The organism is [Pantoea] beijingensis (genome assembly GCF_022647505.1).
In the GTDB taxonomy this organism is placed as follows: Bacteria; Pseudomonadota; Gammaproteobacteria; order Enterobacterales; family Enterobacteriaceae; genus Erwinia; species Erwinia beijingensis.
Map to the genome: position 1 here is coordinate 3,746,062 of NZ_CP071409.1, position 18,412 is coordinate 3,764,473.

Annotated in this window: 17 protein-coding genes and 1 riboswitch; of the genes, 4 read left to right on the forward strand and 13 right to left on the reverse strand. The window is 50.2% G+C overall.

Annotated elements, in window-relative coordinates; translation table 11 throughout:
- Positions 1–62: 62 nt before the first annotated feature.
- From psiE to pgi, 6 genes are all read right to left on the reverse strand, one after another.
- Positions 63–461 (reverse strand): phosphate-starvation-inducible protein PsiE, encoded by a 399-nt coding sequence (psiE, locus tag J1C60_RS16960; protein WP_128175744.1) that lies wholly within the window; start codon positions 459–461, stop codon positions 63–65.
- A 175-nt stretch (positions 462–636) separates the two neighbouring features.
- On the reverse strand, positions 637–2,727 hold the full coding sequence (locus J1C60_RS16965; RefSeq protein ID WP_128175745.1) for a YjbH domain-containing protein: 2,091 nt from the start codon (positions 2,725–2,727) through the stop codon (positions 637–639).
- The gene (locus J1C60_RS16970; protein ID WP_128175746.1) at positions 2,727–3,470 is read right to left on the reverse strand and encodes a capsule biosynthesis GfcC D2 domain-containing protein; all 744 of its coding nucleotides are present in this window, start codon (positions 3,468–3,470) and stop codon (positions 2,727–2,729) included. The genes J1C60_RS16965 and J1C60_RS16970 overlap by 1 nt, the downstream gene beginning before the upstream one ends.
- Entirely contained in the window at positions 3,467–4,114 is a 648-nt protein-coding gene (locus tag J1C60_RS16975; protein ID WP_128175747.1) for a YjbF family lipoprotein, read from the reverse strand. The genes J1C60_RS16970 and J1C60_RS16975 overlap by 4 nt, the downstream gene beginning before the upstream one ends.
- A 77-nt stretch (positions 4,115–4,191) precedes the next feature.
- Entirely contained in the window at positions 4,192–4,437 is a 246-nt protein-coding gene (yjbE, locus tag J1C60_RS16980; protein WP_128175748.1) for an exopolysaccharide production protein YjbE, read from the reverse strand.
- 537 nt (positions 4,438–4,974) lie between these two features.
- Positions 4,975–6,621: a glucose-6-phosphate isomerase gene (gene pgi / locus J1C60_RS16985; RefSeq protein WP_128175749.1), complete on the reverse strand. Its 1,647-nt coding sequence runs from the start codon at positions 6,619–6,621 to the stop codon at positions 4,975–4,977.
- Positions 6,622–6,999: 378 nt separating this feature from the next.
- Positions 7,000–7,166: riboswitch (Lysine riboswitch) on the forward strand.
- Between the two features lie 240 nt (positions 7,167–7,406).
- On the opposite strand from pgi, the gene lysC reads away from it, so the two are divergent.
- Together lysC and aqpZ are read left to right on the forward strand one after the other, a co-directional pair.
- Entirely contained in the window at positions 7,407–8,762 is a 1,356-nt protein-coding gene (gene lysC / locus J1C60_RS16990; RefSeq protein WP_128175750.1) for a lysine-sensitive aspartokinase 3, read from the forward strand.
- Positions 8,763–8,985: 223 nt separating this feature from the next.
- Complete coding sequence (gene aqpZ, locus J1C60_RS16995) at positions 8,986–9,684, forward strand: aquaporin Z (protein ID WP_128175751.1); 699 nt, start codon at positions 8,986–8,988, stop codon at positions 9,682–9,684.
- A 228-nt stretch (positions 9,685–9,912) separates the two neighbouring features.
- Here the strand turns inward: aqpZ and J1C60_RS17000 are convergent, their stop codons facing one another.
- The gene (locus J1C60_RS17000; protein WP_128175752.1) at positions 9,913–10,134 is read right to left on the reverse strand and encodes a hypothetical protein; all 222 of its coding nucleotides are present in this window, start codon (positions 10,132–10,134) and stop codon (positions 9,913–9,915) included.
- 104 nt (positions 10,135–10,238) lie between these two features.
- On the opposite strand from J1C60_RS17000, the gene panS reads away from it, so the two are divergent.
- Positions 10,239–11,156, forward strand: coding sequence for a ketopantoate/pantoate/pantothenate transporter PanS (gene panS / locus J1C60_RS17005; protein ID WP_128175754.1), 918 nt, complete (start codon positions 10,239–10,241; stop codon positions 11,154–11,156).
- A 53-nt stretch (positions 11,157–11,209) separates the two neighbouring features.
- On the opposite strand, the gene J1C60_RS17010 is transcribed toward panS, so the two are convergent.
- The 6 genes from J1C60_RS17010 to J1C60_RS17035 form a co-directional block, all read right to left on the reverse strand.
- Positions 11,210–12,835 carry a Na/Pi cotransporter family protein gene (locus tag J1C60_RS17010; RefSeq protein ID WP_128175756.1) on the reverse strand — a complete coding sequence of 542 codons (1,626 nt, stop codon included), beginning with the start codon at positions 12,833–12,835 and terminating at the stop codon, positions 11,210–11,212.
- A gap of 138 nt (positions 12,836–12,973) precedes the next feature.
- On the reverse strand, positions 12,974–13,966 hold the full coding sequence (locus J1C60_RS17015) for an ABC transporter ATP-binding protein (RefSeq protein ID WP_128175758.1): 993 nt from the start codon (positions 13,964–13,966) through the stop codon (positions 12,974–12,976).
- 2 nt (positions 13,967–13,968) lie between these two features.
- Positions 13,969–14,754 carry an ABC transporter permease gene (locus J1C60_RS17020; RefSeq protein WP_128175790.1) on the reverse strand — a complete coding sequence of 262 codons (786 nt, stop codon included), beginning with the start codon at positions 14,752–14,754 and terminating at the stop codon, positions 13,969–13,971.
- Positions 14,754–15,596: an ABC transporter permease gene (locus J1C60_RS17025; RefSeq protein ID WP_128175760.1), complete on the reverse strand. Its 843-nt coding sequence runs from the start codon at positions 15,594–15,596 to the stop codon at positions 14,754–14,756. The genes J1C60_RS17020 and J1C60_RS17025 overlap by 1 nt, the downstream gene beginning before the upstream one ends.
- The gene (locus tag J1C60_RS17030; protein ID WP_128175762.1) at positions 15,593–16,414 is read right to left on the reverse strand and encodes an alkaline phosphatase family protein; all 822 of its coding nucleotides are present in this window, start codon (positions 16,412–16,414) and stop codon (positions 15,593–15,595) included. Before J1C60_RS17030 ends, J1C60_RS17025 begins: the two co-directional genes overlap by 4 nt.
- A 14-nt stretch (positions 16,415–16,428) precedes the next feature.
- Positions 16,429–17,490, reverse strand: coding sequence for an ABC transporter substrate-binding protein (locus tag J1C60_RS17035; RefSeq protein WP_128175764.1), 1,062 nt, complete (start codon positions 17,488–17,490; stop codon positions 16,429–16,431).
- A gap of 205 nt (positions 17,491–17,695) precedes the next feature.
- Between J1C60_RS17035 and J1C60_RS17040 the strand changes: the two genes are divergently transcribed.
- Positions 17,696–18,403 carry a UTRA domain-containing protein gene (locus tag J1C60_RS17040; RefSeq protein ID WP_128175766.1) on the forward strand — a complete coding sequence of 236 codons (708 nt, stop codon included), beginning with the start codon at positions 17,696–17,698 and terminating at the stop codon, positions 18,401–18,403.
- Positions 18,404–18,412 lie beyond the last annotated feature (9 nt).

An 18,412-nucleotide genomic window follows, 5' to 3' on the forward strand; every position in this document is an offset into this window, starting at 1 on the left:
TTGTTATTTGCCACTGCTATTGCTGTAACTGTGTTTAGGCGGCCCTTTATCGGCCGCCTTTTTTATTCCCGTTTTAAGCGATTACTGTTTGCCAACCATAGCGTTATCACCAAAACCAGAATCGCCCCAGCGTAGCACAGCGTATCGAAAGGGTTTTTATGATCGACAATGATCAGACGGATGATGGCAGTAATACCGATGTAAACGAAATAGCGTAACGGGAAATGATAACCAGACTGGAAATACTTCACGATAAGCGCAATGAATTCGAAATAAAGGAAGTAGATAACAATCCCTTCAACCAGTAAATAAGCGGACGCCTCTTCCCCGGTATTCAGTAGTACATTGGCTAAATGCACCGTCTCTTTGCCCAGAAAGATGATCAGAATGACCGCGAGAATAAGTAAGCCAATGTTCAGCACCATCTGCAACACTGTTGCAATGCGGATGCCAGTAATCATGTTCACACCTCAGAAAAGTTATCGTGCTGCCTCGGCAGCGCCATAGCTTTAGTGTGACAGCGATCACAATAAAATGATATACGCTCAAAATAATGAGCATCGCAGCGGGATAAAAGAACAAGTTGGTGTATGGACCGGCCCATCCATGGGCCCTGAGTCATCCGTTGTCTGGGGATTATTTAAAGTTAATATCCCGTTCTGAGGTCATATCATACAGCTGATATTTACGGCCCAGCATCTGTCCGCCATCACGCGTTAACGGCGTCCAGTTCACCTGAGCACGCCCGCGCGTCGGTGTTACGGTCAACAGATCCATTGGGATAGAGATGTAGAAACCTTTGGTGAAATCGCCCTCACCAAACTCTTCCGCAGAAACGTTGGTGCGCGTAGCATAAGCTCCAACAATCACGCCACTGTCGAACTGTTTAGAAACATCAACGGTACCGCCTTTATCTTTCGCAAGATATTGACCCACGCTCATTTTCACCAACACACCATTCATAAACGATGGTCTGTAGTAGGCGGTTAAATTACCGGTCGCCGCTTTGTAATCGGTAAACTTCATCATGTTGTCCCAATCACGCTGTTTCACGTAGTTCGCATCGACACCAAATGCCCACTGCGAATCCACAGGGCGGTAAATGACTTCGCCACCGACGCCACCATACATGGTCTCCAGATAACCACCGTAGACCTGACCATAGAAGCCATTGCCAAAATACTGCAGGTAGTTGGCTTGCAGATTGTTGACATAAAAATCGTTTTTAACGTAATCACGAACATGGGTGCGCACCCGTGGCAATGTCGAATCTGCTGGTGCACCATCAAAGTTAAACTTATCGTAATTATTCGCGACGTTACCAAATAAACCACCCGCGACCACCAGGTGATTGGTCAGCCAGTAATCAGCATTAGCCATTACGCCCAACTGATACATGTAGAAGCTTTCCGGCCCCCCCACAGACTGGTTCAATACCGGTGACAGGCTGTAATTCAGGCTGTCTTTCTCAATGTAATAGCCCTGCTCTGTTTTGCCGGGATCAACCGGATTAACACGCTGCTGATCCAGCGGCTGCTCATGGCCTAACGGATAGCCTTCCAGCTGTTGGCGCAGACTACTGACTTTGGTTACCGTCGTCACCTGAGGCAGGTTATAACGCGTCTGGGTAACATTCAGCGTATCAATATTTTCCGGTAGGTTATTGATTAAAATACGATTAGCACGATCGACGCCTTCCCGGGTATCGCGGTATTTATATTGCTCCCCCGTGAGGTACATCGTATTGCCTTTGACCTGCAGGTTGGGTGCATCAAAACCTGCATTGTATTTCAGGTCGGTCAATTGATTAGCAACCACCGTATGCTGCAGTATTGGCGATTGTGCTTGCGGCCGATAGGCGGGTTCAGGAACATCAATGTGTGACGGATGCAGTTCGTCAAAGTTCGTGCGCAACGTAAAGCCCGCCATCAGGGTATTACCGCGCTCATAACTGACGTTGATATCGGCCCAGTCGGTAATTCGATAAATGGCACCGACGTTAACTTTACTGTCCTGTTTCAATTTGCCAGCAAAATCGCCCTGATAATCATTACCTTCATACTCCAGTTTCAGGCGTAGTGGCTGCCAGGGCGTTTGATACTCAACCCCGCCAAAGAGCGCGGTGGGGCCATGGAACATATCTTTTCCGCTAATGGCACCTGCGCTTCTGCTTCCACCTCGGTCACAATAGCTGTCTTTCGCCTCACAGAATGGGTTCTTAATGGTGCCACTATTACCGATATAGCCCCAACCCATACCGAGGGTGAAATCCAGCGGCCCCCAGGCTTTCGTGGCAACTACGTATTCGCTGTCAAACAGGCCGGTGCCGCCAAGATCGCGGGTCCCGACAGACACTTCAGGTAGCCAAAATCCCTCTTCCCACAGACGGAACTTTAGGTCAAAAGCCTTATCTTTATAGGTCTGCTTGCCACTGAACCCTTCGTCTCCACTGAATAGACGGGTTCGAACATCGGTATAACGGACGCTGGCCTCCATCCATGGGAAAAGTTGAACCGACGTGGAATAGAAACGGTATTGATCGTTCCAGCGATAGTTAAAGCTGAATTCACCCTCTTTGGCCATACGCGCAGTGGGTACCTGCAGCAGACCAGCGCCGCCAAAATCTGACTGAGAAGGCCCAATCGGATCGGAATACGTTGCCGCCTGAGCCTGACAGGCGCAGGCAACGGAAATGGATAATAGGCTGAACAGATAACGTTTTTTCATCAGTCAGGGATCCGGTGCGTCAAAACAGAAATGATTTGTTGGTTGAGGTCTTCATACTCACTCGGCAACGACCACGAAGAGAAACCGATATAGAGAATGCTCCCCGGCTCCATTTCCGCATGGCGGTGGTTCCAGTACGCAACAGGAACTTCACTTACCGCGCCCAACGGTGAAATAACCACCGCGATGTTACGATCGCCACCGTCCAGACGACGATGGCCGCTCAGGTAATCACGCGTATCAAGTCCTGGCTGCCAGCTTATCTTTCCGGCCCCCTCAATCGCACCAAATAACGTGACAGACGTTGGCGGTTGTAGGGTATATACGCTGTACTCCCCGGACAAACGCCGGTTAGCTCCGGGACGCAGACGTATCCAGTCGGGGTCAAGGTTAGCTATCTGACGGCCCGTGACATTAACCGCAGATAGCTGCTGGATAACGTTATTAATTGCAGCCGCTTTATCCCCGTCGCTGGCAGCAGCATAAGCTTTAAGCCTTGCCATTACCTGCTGATATTGCTGCTGTGCACTGGCCGTTGCCAGCTTCTCAGCGATAATGGTACCGGGCCACCAGGTTTTACCGTTCAGCGCCGGGCTCGCTACCAACTGGGCGATATTCTCTGCACCGCTAACAATGGCTTTCTCACTCTTCCCAGGGTAGTAAACCGTGACCTGGCTGCTGGCTAGCGCGCTAAACGACAGGCAGGCCGATATCCCTGCGAGCAAAAGTTTATTTTTTTTCATGATTTTGCGGGCTTCAAGAGTGTGGTTTCCACAGAGATATAGTCGGCTCCGAGAGACTGTTGTCCCTGACGAACCTGTCCTGTGCTGGCATCAACCCAGAACGTGTTTTCCCATGACTTGCCGTCAGCGGCAATTTCAACTTCTTCACGATAGACGCGGCAGGGAACTGCCCTTCCAGCAATAGTCAGGACTTCATCTTTAGCGCGGGAAAAATGTGATACTGCTGTCCCCGAACGCAGGCGCCCGTTTTCTGTCCAGCTCAGCGTGCGTGTCCAGCGAGAGCTTTCCGTTATCTGCAGTGCATTAATCAACGGGTCTTGTTGAAGGTTATTTACATCACGCAAATTATCACTCAGCCCCAACGTTTTGACGATGCGCCCGTGCTGCGTGACCACCATCGCTTTATCCTGCGTAATCCATTTCTGTTGGCCCTGCTCGTCATAGCCCAACACGGTAAAGATACGCTGCCCCCCGTTAAGCCGCAGATACATACTGGCGTAAGGCATTTCCTGCACCTGTTCATCCGTTAACGCGACATCATCAACGCCCAGAAAAACATATTTGATCGTTTCTCCAATCCCTTTTTGGGTTTGGGTACAGGCCTGAAGTAACAGGCAAAGTAGCAGCAATGGAATATGGCGCACCTGTGTATCCCTGAGCAAATCCCGACGGAGTCAAAAAATAACCACACGAGTGTGTGGTTATGATTAATGGTTTCAACTTAACGAGAGGTACTCGTTGTTGTTGTGGTAGTTGTACCGGTATTTGAGCCGTCGCTATTAGAGGTTGCCAGCGCAACGCCCAATAATGCGCCCAGCGCGCCAATACCAACAGCCGTTGATGCGCCTTCAGAGAGCGTATCTGCCTCGGCACCGGCTGCTGCGCCAGCGTCACCCGGCGCGGCGAACGCGGCAGATGCGGCAGCGAAGTACATTATGGCTGCAGTAGCACATAACACTTTTTTCATAGCTTACTTCCCTTCATTAGATGAATGGATAACGAGCCTGGATGGTTTCAGGCTCGTTCAGTATAGGGCAACAAATTACCAGAAATCAGCGTGCGGGAGGTTCTTAAAAAGCCAGATACGATATATGCCATTTCATAAAAAAACAGCGAGCATTGAAAACATAAGACTGAATGCAACAAAAAAACGACATACAATGAAGAAAACTAACAGCTTAGTAGTTTAATATTCTATAAAGATGCAATTCTTTGCGATAGGGGAAAAAAAGCGAGGTCTTTAAGAAAGGATAACATTTAATATGATTAAAATCATAGGGTTAACTCTACATAATGCGTTAACAGCCATGCCTATCCGTTAAGGGCAATTCAGATTAATCCCGTGTGAAAAGTTCATCTTAGCCTGGCTTTTCGGATAAAACTGAATACGACATTGTATGATTTTACCAATTATCCATACAAAATTTGCGAGATCCGTCGCGTAAAAAACGTAGCTGATAAAATAAGGACGGGTACGGTACCCGTCCTCCAATAACAATTACGCTCAGCGCCAGGATTTATAGCGGTTAATTAAACCATTGGTGGAGCTATCATGGCTGGTCACAGCCTCGCTGCTTCCCAACTCTGGTAGGATCCGATTGGCCAGCTGTTTGCCTAGTTCCACACCCCATTGATCAAAGGTGAAGATATTCAGAATCGCTCCTTGGGTGAAAATCTTATGCTCATAAAGCGCGATCAGCGCACCCAGGCTAAATGGCGTAATATCACGTAGCAGGATGGAGTTAGTCGGCCGGTTTCCCTCAAACACTTTGAAAGGCGCGACATGCTCAACGGATTTCGCATCTTTACCTTGCTCGGCAAATTCCTGCTCGACCACTTCACGCGATTTACCAAATGCCAGGGCTTCAGTTTGTGCAAAGAAGTTAGACAGCAATTTTGCGTGGTGGTCGCTGAGTGGGTTATGCGTGATGGCCGGTGCAATAAAGTCACAAGGTATCAGCTTGGTGCCCTGATGGATCAGTTGATAAAATGCATGCTGACCATTAGTTCCTGGTTCTCCCCAAATGATTGGGCCCGTTTGGTAATCAACCGGATTGCCGGTCCGATCAACATACTTACCGTTAGATTCCATATTCCCCTGCTGGAAATAGGCCGCAAAACGGTGCATATACTGATCGTAAGGCAGAATCGCTTCGGTTTCAGCACCGAAGAAGTTGTTATACCAGATACCGATCAGAGCCAGCAGAACAGGCAGGTTCTTCTCTGCAGGGGTTTCCGCAAAGTGTTTGTCCATTGCGTGAGCACCGCTCAGCAGCTTTTCAAAGTTCTCAAAGCCCACGGAGAGAATGATTGATAAGCCGATCGCTGACCACAGTGAATAACGTCCGCCAACCCAGTCCCAGAATTCGAACATATTGTTGGTATCGATACCAAACTCACCAACGGCTTTCGCGTTGGTAGAAAGCGCCGCGAAGTGTTTCGCAACGTGTTGTTCGTCACCGGCAGTGTTCAGGAACCAGTCACGCGCGCTATGTGCGTTGGTCATGGTCTCCTGCGTAGTGAACGTTTTAGAGGCCACAAGAAAGAGTGTGGTTTCCGGGTTAACGGTTTTCAACGTTTCAGCAATGTGTGTGCCATCAACGTTGGAAACAAAATGCATAGTCAGGTGATTCTTATAAGGACGCAGCGCTTCGGTCACCATAAACGGACCTAAGTCAGAACCACCGATACCGATATTCACGACATCAGTAATCGTCTTACCGGTGTAACCTTTCCACTCGCCGCCGATCACGCGCTCGGAAAAAGCCTTCATCTTATCCAGCACCGCATTAACTTCCGGCATCACATCTTTGCCATCAACGTTAATCGGGGTGTTGCTACGGTTACGCAGCGCAATATGCAATACCGCACGATCTTCGGTACGGTTGATCTTCTCGCCGGAGAACATCGATTTGATGGCACCCTGCAAGTCGGTCTCTTTAGCCAGCGCCTGAAGCTTATCAAGCGTTTCACTGGTAATACGGTTTTTTGAAAAATCCACCAGCATTTGATCGTCGAAGGTGGCAGAGAATTTTGCAAAACGCTCGCCATCCTGAGCAAACAGATCGGCGATCTGTACATCTTTCATCTGTTCAAAATGCTGCTGCAGCGCTTGCCAGGCAGCGGTTTGTGTCGGATTGATATTTTTCATAACAACACTCTTTTTTTATTTGAGAACCGTGTTCAGATCGGATGTCATCTTACCTGCTGCGCGAGATGAGCTCCTCTTTTCCTGCAACAGGCGATAACTATCATATACCTGTCATACGTCAAGTGGCAGGATGCCAGACATGCGTTTCAGTATGGCAATTGTTCGTCGCTAAAGGAAAAAGATTATAACGTGTGAAACACAGGCCTGAATTGACGCTTATGGTCTTATTAGGTTGTTCTTTACATTCTCAGCTTAAAAAGCGCGCTTAAACGGCTAAAAAAAAACCAGCGAGAGAAAGTTGAGGAATCATCAAACGGCATACATTGACAGCACGCCTGGAAACCGATATTTGTATGCGGCTACTTGCACACTCGTGTGCAAGCCAGAAGAGGTGCGTCGCCCAGGTAATGTGTCAGAGGAACCGTATCCAATGAAGACACATGAGGGGGAGCAACGCCGAGGTATCACGCACGCGGAGTGCCATATATCGACTACAGAGGCTGAATCCTCTGGGTTGTCACCAGAATCGTTCGGCTATCGGATGATTCATACCCAACGTTAACTGACATTGCAGTAAAGCGGCAATCTCCTGCTCCCGGCGCGCCTACTCAGTAGGAGGAACGACGAGCAATGAGAACCAACGCACATGCAACATAAAGTATGACGGGTATATACAAGGTGGGGGGCTTCTGGGTGTATCGTAGTCACGCCTTTCTACGTCTGCCCCGTTTCCACTTCTACCTTGTGCCAAAGCTGATGGAATATATCCTGACACGAGGTTTTGAATGTCTCAATCTACTCTTATCGTCGCGAAATTCGGTGGCACCAGCGTTGCTGATTTTGTCGCCATGAGTCGCAGCGCCGACGTGGTGCTGGCCGATACAAATGTACGTTTAGTGGTACTCTCCGCTTCTGCCGGGGTGACAAACCTGCTGGTGTCACTGGCCGAAGGCCAGGAACAGGTGCAGCGTACTTTTCTTCTGGATGAGATCCGCCGTATCCAATACGCCATTCTCGATCGTCTCCAACAGCCGGATGTCATCCGTGACGAAATCGATCGCATGCTGGAAAACATCACGATGCTCTCAGAAGCCGCATCGTTGGCTACGTCAACAGCCTTGACTGATGAACTGGTTAGCCACGGCGAACTGATGTCGACGCTGCTATTCGTTGAGGTACTACGCCAACGGGGCGTCTCGGCTGAGTGGTTTGACGTACGAAAAGTAATGCATACCAACGATTACTTTGGTCGAGCCGAACCGGATATCGCCAAATTATCTGAACTGGCTAACGGCCTGTTAAAGCCGCGGTTGGATGATGCGTTGATTATTACCCAGGGCTTTATCGGCAGCGAAGAGAAAGGGCGGACGACTACGCTTGGACGTGGCGGCAGCGATTATACCGCTGCGTTGTTGGGTGAAGCCTTGCACGCTAAGCGTATCGATATCTGGACGGATGTACCGGGCATCTACACTACCGATCCTCGCGTAGTCCCCGCGGCAAAACGTATTGACGAAATCACCTTTGAAGAAGCGGCGGAAATGGCAACATTTGGTGCCAAGGTTCTGCATCCTGCCACTTTGTTGCCTGCCGTGCGCAGCGATATCCCGGTTTTCGTTGGCTGCAGTAAGGATCCCTCAGCAGGCGGAACAATGGTATGCAATAAAACGGTAAATCCACCGCTGTTTAGAGCACTGGCGCTGCGTCGTAGACAAACGCTGCTAACATTACATAGCCTGAATATGCTGCATGCACGTGGCTTCCTCGCTGAGGTTTTCAATATTCTGGCGCGACATAATATGTCGGTGGATTTGATTACCACGTCGGAAGTCAGTGTCGCACTGACGCTGGATACCACAGGCTCGACTTCAACTGGTGAGGGCCTACTCACCCAAGCGCTGCTAACCGAACTCTCTTCGTTATGTCGCGTGGAAGTGGAAGAAAATCTGGCACTGGTCGCGCTGATTGGTAATCAGCTCTCACAGGCCTGTGGCGTTGGTAAAGAAGTGTTTGGCGTGCTTGAGCCGTTCAATCTGCGTCTGATTTGTTACGGTGCCAGCAGCTATAATCTCTGTTTCCTGGTGCCGGGTGGCGATGCTGAACAAGTGGTACGGACCCTTCATCAGAATTTATTTGAGTAGGTGATATACCGCTATATTCGCCGCTAACCGCCACATACTGGCAGCGCTGGATCCTGCAAAAGAGGATACCAGCGCTCAGATTCTGCTGACATTATATCGAAGAAATATCTTAAATATCCCTTTTTCACCCCTTTTTATGCGCTAACTCTACGTTATCAATTGTATTTCATCCTGTGGCATAGATAATTCACGCCGTTAAATAACTATATACTAAGGACGGGTAATGCAAAAATTAGTGGCAGAGTTTTTAGGGACATTTGTACTGGTATTCGGCGGCTGTGGTAGTGCAGTACTGGCAGCCGCATTTCCTGAGCTGGGTATTGGCTTTGCCGGCGTAGCGTTAGCATTTGGTCTGACCGTATTAACGATGGCATATGCCGTCGGACATATTTCCGGCGGTCATTTTAATCCGGCCGTTACGCTAGGGCTGATGGCCGGCGGACGTTTTCCGCTGAAACAGGTACCGTGCTACATCATTGCCCAGGTTATCGGCGGGATAGCTGCGGCTGCGGTACTGTATGTCATTGCCAGCGGCCTGCCGACCTTTGATGTTATTAGCAGCGGCTTCGCTTCCAACGGTTACGGCGAACACTCACCAGGCGGCTTTTCACTGCAATCAGGGATCGTTATCGAAGTGGTGCTGACGGCAATATTCCTGGTCATCATCATGGGTGCCACGGACAAACGTGCGCCCGCAGGATTCGCACCTATTGCCATTGGCCTGGCATTGACCTTGATTCATCTGATCAGCATCCCTGTGACCAATACCTCGGTAAACCCGGCTCGCAGCACCGGTGTTGCACTTTTTCAGGGCGGATGGGCCATCGATCAGTTATGGATGTTTTGGGTTATGCCCATTATCGGCGGCATCATAGGTGGTCTGATTTATCGTTGCCTGCTTGAGAGTAAGGCAAAAGCATAAGTAAGTATTCCTCATGCGGATGGCTACTACAGCATCCGCAGCATCAGACCTGTCTTACTTCTCTCCTCTTCTCTTTTCCTTTACGCCGCCCATTGCATGATTTCGGACCCGCTTTTGCCAGCACTGTTGCAAATGAGCAAGCTTACGACGCTATAAAACTGACATTTTAAACACCCTATTAAACGGACCTGTCTGGCTGAACAAATTCGCACTGACAGAACACGTCAATCAGGACGATAGCGGTTTAGCCTGTAGGGTATTAGGAAGGCTGAGCTGGTAAAGCAAATTGCCAGCCTGATGAGCTCCAACGAATTTGTAGAAGTGATCGACCGTGCGAAAGTCATGGCACCGACGACTCAGGGCCTGCACAACGAAAGCGTAGCGATCTGCTTCAACCAGGCTAGCCTCGACGCTGCCCATCGCATCATAGACCAGATCCAAGCCAGGCATGCCGTAACAGCATTGCCCTTTTACCTCCGTTCCCGGTAAAGTGTGGCCTTGTTTTATGGCAATCAACAAATAAAAACACAACATCCTTATAAGGAAGTCTGGCTATGCTCGCCTCAATTACCCGACTGTTCCCACTCTGGGCAGTCCTGCTCTCCGTCGCCGCCTATTATTCACCGGGTACCTTTGTCGGTATTGGTCCCTGGGTAACGTATCTGCTGATGCTGATTATGTTTGGAATGGGCGTAACGCTAAATATCGCCGATTTTAAACGCGTTCTCACTCGTCCTGCACCGGTGATTGCGGGAACCTTCCTGCACTATCTGGTGATGCCGCTGGCCGCATGGGGATTAGCAAAACTGTTCCATATGCCGCCGGATCTTTCCGCAGGTATGATTCTGGTCGGCAGCGTTGCCAGCGGTACCGCATCTAATGTGATGATTTACCTGGCAAAGGGGGACGTGGCGCTTTCCGTAACCATCTCTTCCGTTTCAGCGCTGGTCGGTGTGTTTGCCACGCCATTGCTCACGCGCCTGTATGTTGATACCCATATTCAGGTCGATGTCGCGGGTATGCTGCTGAGTATCGTTGAAATTGTCGTCGTCCCCATTGGGCTCGGCCTAATCGTTCACCACGCCATGAATAAGCTGGTTAAGCGTATTGAGCCTTGGTTACCCGCGTTCTCCATGATCTGTATTTTATTGATTATTAGCGCCGTAGTGGCCGGTAGCCAGCGCTTTATTGGTTCCGTTGGCCTGGTGGTCATTGCTGCCGTGATCCTGCATAACGCCATCGGTCTGCTGGGCGGCTATTGGGGAGGTAAATTGTTTGGCTTTGATGAGTCAACCTGCCGCACGCTGGCACTTGAAGTCGGTATGCAGAACTCTGGCCTTGCGGCGACGCTGGGTAAGATCTACTTTTCGCCGCTAGCCGCGCTGCCAGGCGCGCTGTTTTCGGTCTGGCATAATCTTTCTGGCTCACTGCTGGCCGGTTACTGGTCAGGAAAACCAATTAAGAAAAAATAACACGCCGGGCTAGCTTCTGCCACGGGGTGAATATTGGTTCACCCCGTCACCCCTCACTCCTCGCCACGCTCATCATCCTGTTGCTCAAGCACTCCATAAGCAACAGCACAGAATAATGAATTTAAACGTTTCATATCACCCAGTAGCCCCAGATGTAACGAGCTGGTTTCGATACTTTGTACGTTCTGTTGATGTAATCGATCGACATGCGCATGGGAGTAGCGTCGATTGGTGATACGGAATCGGTGCTTTGCGCGACGTAAACGCCTGGCACTGGTCATATCGCGTGACAGAAAAACGGATAGTGCAAGGCGCAGGTTGTTCAACAACTGCTGTTGCAGCGTTTGTAATTCCTTTATACCTTCGGCAGAAAAGGCGCGTCGCGTTGCCAACGATTTGTCTGCTACATCGCCACTCATGCGCTCAATGATATCCCCCGCCTGTTCAAGGTTAAGCGCCATTTCGATAATCTCAGCCCAGCGGCGTGAATCTTCTCCGGGCAGGTCCTCTTTAGGCATACGTGCCAGGTAAAGCTTGATGGCGGTATAAAGCACATCCACATCATCGTCAAGCCGACGAATTTTTCGTTCCTCGCGCGGCGCACCCAATATGACGTTATTAAAAGTCAGTAGCATCTGTTCCAGTACATCGCCCATCCGCAGCGTTTCCCGCGATGCATTGGCCAGTGCGAGCGCTGGCGTATCCAGAGCGCTTGCATCAAGATGACGCGGCTTTAGATGAAAATCGGTTTCTGGCTCATCGTGAATCAACCGCTTACATAGCCGGGCCATAGGTTCAGCAAACGGTACCATCAACACACAGCGAATCAGGTTGTAGAAGACATGGAAAAAGATCACCAACTCTTCATCATTGACCGGCAACCGGTCAAGTCCAGTTGCCAGCAGCCGAACGAACGGCAGGACGATCAAGCAGCCAATAAATTTGAACAGCAAACTCCCTAGCGCTACGCGTTTCCCGGCGGCATTTGCGGTGCTGTTATTGAGCATGGCCAGTAATCCACTGCCGAGGTTAGCGCCGATGACCAGACACAAGGCGACCTGAAACGAAATCACTCCCGTCGCGGTCAGCGTCGCGGTAATCAATACGGCCGCAAGGCTGGAGTAGCTGATAATGGCAAATACCGCACCAATTAACGCATCCAGCATAATGTCACCGGTCAGTGAGGAAAAGATAACCTGCACGCCAGACGTCTGGGTAATCGGACGCGATGCCTCAACGATCAATTGCAGCGCCAGCAGAATCAAGCCCAGCCCAATACTTGCTCGTCCTAATTGACCCGCGCGCGTTTGCTTACGGCCGAGAAAGAAAACTACGCCAAAAAAAATGAACAGGGGCGATAGCCAGGAGAGATCGAAGGTCAGGATACGGGCCATCAGCGCGGTCCCCACATCCGCGCCGAGTATCACCACAAGCGCAGGCGTTAAGCCAACAAGTTCTTGCGAGACAAATGAGGTCACCAACAGTGTTGTTGCATTGCTACTTTGAACCAGGGTGGTGACACCAATACCGGCAAGAAAAGCCATTGGCTTCTTTTCTACGCTACGGCTCAATACGCGGCGCAGATCGGCACCATAAACACGCATGATGCCGGTTCGAACGATGTGTGTGCCCCAAACCAGCAGCGCGACGGCAGAGAGCAAATTAAGCAGAGTTAGCACCGAATAACGACCTCACTTACAGCTGAAACACAATGGAGAGGAGTCACGCTGAGTTGAGAAATTTCAACTCAGCGGGTGGGTTTCAGTTTAGTCGAACTCGGGAAAAATGTGCTTAATCAGCGCGATAGTTCAGGAGAATCAGGCAACTTCGCACAACGTCATGGTATCGATGTGTAAGCCGATCGATCGACCCGCAGGATGTAAATCCGCTACCGAGCGGTTCAATACATCAACCTGTAGCTCAATGTCATGCACGCTTACGCGATAGCGAATCACGTTGCCCAACAGGCTATGGCTAACAATAGTGGCAGGAATACCCTGTTCAGGTGAACAAATGACGATCGCTTCCGGACGAATGGCAACCTGCCCGGAATAAGCCCGCTGCGTCAGGCGCATCGCCTGCTCCGGAGAAAGAAGATTATAATTTCCCATAAAACCGGCCGCGAACCGATCCACCGGCTGCGTGTAAAGCGACTCTGCATCACCACTCTGGACGATCTTACCTTTGTTCATCAGGACGATACGGTCAGACATCGTCAGCGCTTCTTCCTGATCGTGCGTGACAAAGATAGTCGTCAGATTCAGCTCTTTTTGAATGCGGCGGATCTGATCGCGCAGATGACGGCGAATACGTGCATCCAGTGCGGAAAGCGGCTCATCCAGCAATAACAGACGCGGACGCGTTACCAGTGAGCGCGCCAATGCAACGCGCTGACACTGCCCTCCGGAAAGCTGGTGTGGGTAGCGTTTAGCATACTCGTTAAGCTCCACAAGCATCAGCACTTCGGCCACGCGATCGCGGATTACCTCAGTGGACAACTTCTGCATCTTCAAACCGAAGCCCACATTCGCTTCCACCGTCATATTCGGAAATAGTGCATAGCTCTGGAACACCATGCCAATTGAGCGCTTCTGCGGTGTTAAAGGCACGATATCCTGTCCCTGCAGCATAATTTGCCCACTGTCGACCGAGGTTAACCCTGCCAGGCAGCGCAGCAACGTCGACTTACCGCAACCACTTGGCCCCAGTAACGTCACGAATTCGCCTTCATTAGCGGTGAAATCAATCTGCTGGAAAATCGTTGTTGGGCCGTAACTTTTATTCAGCTGTTGGACGTTAAGATAAGACATAGTCAGCCCCTTTTACGATTCAGGGTATTCGCCAGCCAGGTAACCACCAGCACGACGAGGAAATAGGAGATTACCAACGCACTGGTAAAGTGACCGCTGCCGCTGCGCATATTGTAAAGATAAACCTGCAATGTCTCATAACTGGTACCGGTTAGCAGGTTAGCGAATACAAACTCACCTATTAGAAAAGAGAACGAGAGCAGCACGGCAATACTCGCTCCTTTACGCAAATTAGGCAGAACTACCAGCAAAGCCGCTTGCCCGGTGCTTGCACCGAGCAGATGCGCAGCATCAATCAACTCTTTAAGATTGATAGCCTGCATATTGTTGGCAATCGCGCGGTAGATAAATGGCAATGCAATAGTGAAATAGCAACCAATAAGGATCCATGGCGTGCCGGTCAGCATCAAAGGAGGCGCGGAGTATAGCTGAAGCAGGCCGACCGATGAGACAACCGGGGGAATAGCAAATGGCAACAGGATCAGAATATTCATCACCGCTTCAAGTCGAGGAAAGTAGTAAGCGATTACAAACATGGCAGGCAGCATCAGTACAAGGGAGAATGCAAGCGCACCAAAACAGATAAGCAGTGAATGCCCCAGAGCAACGAGGAAACGTGGATCGCTCCATAAATTTTTCATCCACTGCAAAGTGAAGCCGCTGGGTAAAATCGTGGCCCCCCACTGTGTCGCCAAAGCATACAAAAGTGTGACCAACAGCGGTAAGGCCAAAATCGTAAACACCAGCCAGACAACGATTCGGTGATAAACGCGTTCAGTGCGCGACATCATGACCTCGCATAGTGATAGCTCCGCCGTATCAGCCATTGATGAATGACAGTAATTATCGTCATAATCGCCACCAACAGCATCGCCAGCGCACTTCCCGTATTGGGATCGAGTGAGATATCGCCGGAAACCAATGCGGCGATACGAACGGGGATGACGTTAAAATTACCCGTCGTCAAAGCGTAGATGGTGGCATAAGCGCCAAGGGCATTAGCCAGCAAAATCACAAAAGTACCGATGAGTGCAGGTGTCAGAATCGGTAGACCGATGTGCATCCAATAGCGCAGACGGCTAGCCCCCAGCAGAGCAGCAGATTCCTGCCATTCGCGCTTCAGACCATCAAACGCAGGATAGAGCAGCAACAGACCGAGCGGGATCTGAAACCACGTATAAACAATAATCAATCCGTTGGAAGAGTAGAGATTGAAACCCGTCAACAGCCCATACTTACGCATCAGTAACGTCAGGCAACCGTTCAGCCCCAGTAAAATAACGAAGGCAAAAGCTAGCGGCACGCCAGCAAAGTTACTGGTCATATTGGTGAAAGACATAAAGAAACGATGCAGTTTCCCTTCCCCTGACTGATGCAGAGAATATCCACCTAATAACGCGATCAGCAGTCCATATACACTCGACCAGAAAGCAATATTCAGCGAAAAGCGAATGGCCTGCAGATAAAAAGGCGAGGTGAGGATATCGCGATAATTTGCCCATCCCCAGCTCTCTTCCATGCCACTGTAGAAACTATTAATCGCAATCCACACCAGTGGGGCGATTTGAAAGGCTATGTAGAACAGCGCAAAAGGCAGCAGGCACAGTAGCGCGATCCATTTGCCTCTCATCGCACCTTCTCCTTACCGGAAAGGTTTAATAGCGCCTGACAGACGGGTTTGTCATGTGCGATAGCCAGGATTTCACACAGAGTGCCGCATAGCTCCGTTTGTAACGGCTCCGCATCCTGCCGTGAGAAAGACTCACCGAAGACAAACAGCGGCACCTCCCTCTCTTCCGGTAAAATACCGCCATGACTACGATCGTCGTTCATACCGTGATCGGAGGTCACAATAACCTGATATCCCTCTTCCAGCCAGACAGGCATCCAGCGTGAAAGAGACTCATCTGCCTTACGCGCACGGTTACGATATTGCGATGACGAAAGGCCATGCTGATGACCGGCATAATCAATATTCATTGGATGAACCAATAAGAAGTCAGGCTGGTAGCGCAACCGCAGGCTTTCCGCATCTTCAAACAGATGCGAATCAGGGTAAGTATCGTCAGAGTAGAAGTGACCGTACTGAATTGGCAACGAAGGGGCTTCAGTATGTCGGTCACGCGCCGGTTCAAATGGCGTACGGTTATACAGCTCACTCACCCAGTGAAACGCGGCCGCCGCGGTGGTTAACCCACCATCACGCGCATAATGAAACAGACTACGCTCTTTGCTCAGCCGACTAACCGCATTATGCACAATGCCACTTTTTACCGGCGTGATACCGGTAAGAATGCATTCATACAGCGGACGCGAATGCGAAGGGAGCTCACACGTAAGCGGATACAAGCGCCCGTTACCGAGCGCGCATTCAGCATGTAAGTATCCCATTGCATCATAGGCAACCTGATAGCTAAGCCCATCCAGAATGACTAAAATGACTTTCATTCGATACTCCCGATCTACTGCTGCATATTAATAATGACGTTTTCCTGCCACAGACGTGGCAACATTTTAGAGGTCTTTTCCCATGCGGCCTGATCGGCAATCGGACGCGCATTTTTATATTCTGTCGCAGGCAGCAGTTTCGCCTGAATATCGGCAGGTAAAGTCAGATGCTCGGCACGAATAGGACGAGCATAGCCTTTCGCCAGATTCGTTTGGCCTGCATCGGAGAAGATGTATTCGCGGGCCAGCTTCGCTGCGTTAGGGTGTTTAGCAAATTTGTTAATGATCGTGGTATAGCCTGAAATGACGGAACCGTCAGAAGGGATCAGCACTTCAAAACGGCTTTTATCGATCTGGTCGCGATAGTTAAGACCGTTGAAATCCCAAACCACCGCTACCTGAATTTCACCCTTTTCGATATTGGCAATAGTTGGGTCGGTCAAACCTAAACGTCCGGCTTTGGCCAGCTCACCGAAAAAAGTCAGTGCAGGTTTGACGTTTTTATCATCCCCGCCAAACGCATAGTTTGCAGCTAATACGCCGTTCGCTGCCTGCGCGGCAATACCAACATCGCCGATAGTAACAACGTAATTTCCTTTTTTCAGGTCGGCCCAGCTATGGGGAATATCTTTCACCTGCTGCTTATCAACGATGAATGCGATCGTACCGGTATAAGCAAGCGCCCAGTGGCCATCTTTATCTTTAGCCCAGTCAGGAACCTGATCCCAGGTGCTGGGTTTGTACGGCTGAGTCACCCCTTTTTGCACGGAAAGCGGGCCAAACGCGGCGCCGACATCGCCGATATCCGCGCTAGCGTTACTCTTCTCTGCCGCGAATTTGGCAATTTCCTGTGCCGAAGACATATCAGTATCACTATGTTTTATATCGTACTTCGTGCTGATGTCGTTCCAGGTATCTTTCCAGTTAGCCCAGCTATCAGGCATCCCAACGCTGTTCACCTGGCCTTCGCTGCGCGCGGCTTTTTCAAGTACGGCGAGATCGCCATCAGCGGCGTGGACCGAACTCAAAGAGAGAGCAATGGCGCTGGCTAACACAGATGCGAACAAAAATTTCATAACTGATGCTCCAGATGGTAGGGTTAACAAATTTTCTGGACTAGACCAGAAAGAGTTGAGTCAATCTAGCCTGTAAGTGTGACGGTTATATGTCAGCGAAACGGAGAGGTTGTCTTGCAAACCAGCTCTCACGGTAAGAGACTAATCGCAAAGCCGTGTCGATTGGAGAAGGGGCGAGATAAGTGCCCAAACGAGGCTTAATGGAATGAAGGCAACACCCAAAACTGCCGAAGTAATTTGTCAGGTTTTAACCGAGCGTATTATGCAAGGGGATTTCAGCGCGTCAGGTAGGCTTCCCTCAGAGCGTAGCCTCAGCGAGCAGTTTTCCACCACACGCATTACGCTACGCGACGCGTTGGGCCAGTTGGAATCACAGGGAATGATTTACCGTGAGCTGCGTCGCGGCTGGTTTATCGCTCCACCGCGTCTTAGCTATAACCCGTTACATCGTAGCCATTTTCAGGCGATGGCAGAACGTCAGGGCCGGGAAGCCCTGACTCTGGTACTGGATGCACGGCAGATAAAGGCAACAGCCTCACAGGCTGAGAAGCTGGGTATGCAGGAAGGTGAAGAAGTGTATCGGATCAGGCGGGTACGCCATATTGACGGGCGTGCAGTACTTTATGTGGAACATTATCTGAACCCAGCCTACTTCCCGGGGCTGTTGCAGTTAGATCTCACGCGCTCGTTAACGCATCTTTATCAGGAGCATTACGGCATTCTCTATGGTCATGCGCGTTTTACTATGATGCCAACGACGCTACCCGCATTAGCCGCGTCAGAATTGAAAACGGCTGCGGGAAGCCCTGCACTCTTTATTACACGCATCAACCGCGATCAATATAACCACATTATCGACTGCGATTGCGAATTCTGGCGCTATGATGCGCTATATATTGATATAGAGGCCTGATGGCCGCTG

Coding starts and splice junctions, on each gene's coding strand:
- J1C60_RS17020 (WP_128175790.1), bottom strand. CDS start 14,754: ATGTCGCGCACTGAACGCGTTTATCACCGAATCGTTGTCTGGCTGGTG.
- J1C60_RS16970 (WP_128175746.1), bottom strand. CDS start 3,470: ATGAAAAAAAATAAACTTTTGCTCGCAGGGATATCGGCCTGCCTGTCG.
- panS (WP_128175754.1), top strand. CDS start 10,239: ATGCTCGCCTCAATTACCCGACTGTTCCCACTCTGGGCAGTCCTGCTC.
- psiE (WP_128175744.1), bottom strand. CDS start 461: ATGATTACTGGCATCCGCATTGCAACAGTGTTGCAGATGGTGCTGAAC.
- pgi (WP_128175749.1), bottom strand. CDS start 6,621: ATGAAAAATATCAATCCGACACAAACCGCTGCCTGGCAAGCGCTGCAG.
- J1C60_RS17025 (WP_128175760.1), bottom strand. CDS start 15,596: ATGAGAGGCAAATGGATCGCGCTACTGTGCCTGCTGCCTTTTGCGCTG.
- J1C60_RS17030 (WP_128175762.1), bottom strand. CDS start 16,414: ATGAAAGTCATTTTAGTCATTCTGGATGGGCTTAGCTATCAGGTTGCC.
- J1C60_RS16965 (WP_128175745.1), bottom strand. CDS start 2,727: ATGAAAAAACGTTATCTGTTCAGCCTATTATCCATTTCCGTTGCCTGC.
- J1C60_RS17000 (WP_128175752.1), bottom strand. CDS start 10,134: ATGCCTGGCTTGGATCTGGTCTATGATGCGATGGGCAGCGTCGAGGCT.
- aqpZ (WP_128175751.1), top strand. CDS start 8,986: ATGCAAAAATTAGTGGCAGAGTTTTTAGGGACATTTGTACTGGTATTC.
- J1C60_RS17035 (WP_128175764.1), bottom strand. CDS start 17,490: ATGAAATTTTTGTTCGCATCTGTGTTAGCCAGCGCCATTGCTCTCTCT.
- yjbE (WP_128175748.1), bottom strand. CDS start 4,437: ATGAAAAAAGTGTTATGTGCTACTGCAGCCATAATGTACTTCGCTGCC.
- J1C60_RS17015 (WP_128175758.1), bottom strand. CDS start 13,966: ATGTCTTATCTTAACGTCCAACAGCTGAATAAAAGTTACGGCCCAACA.
- lysC (WP_128175750.1), top strand. CDS start 7,407: ATGTCTCAATCTACTCTTATCGTCGCGAAATTCGGTGGCACCAGCGTT.
- J1C60_RS17040 (WP_128175766.1), top strand. CDS start 17,696: ATGAAGGCAACACCCAAAACTGCCGAAGTAATTTGTCAGGTTTTAACC.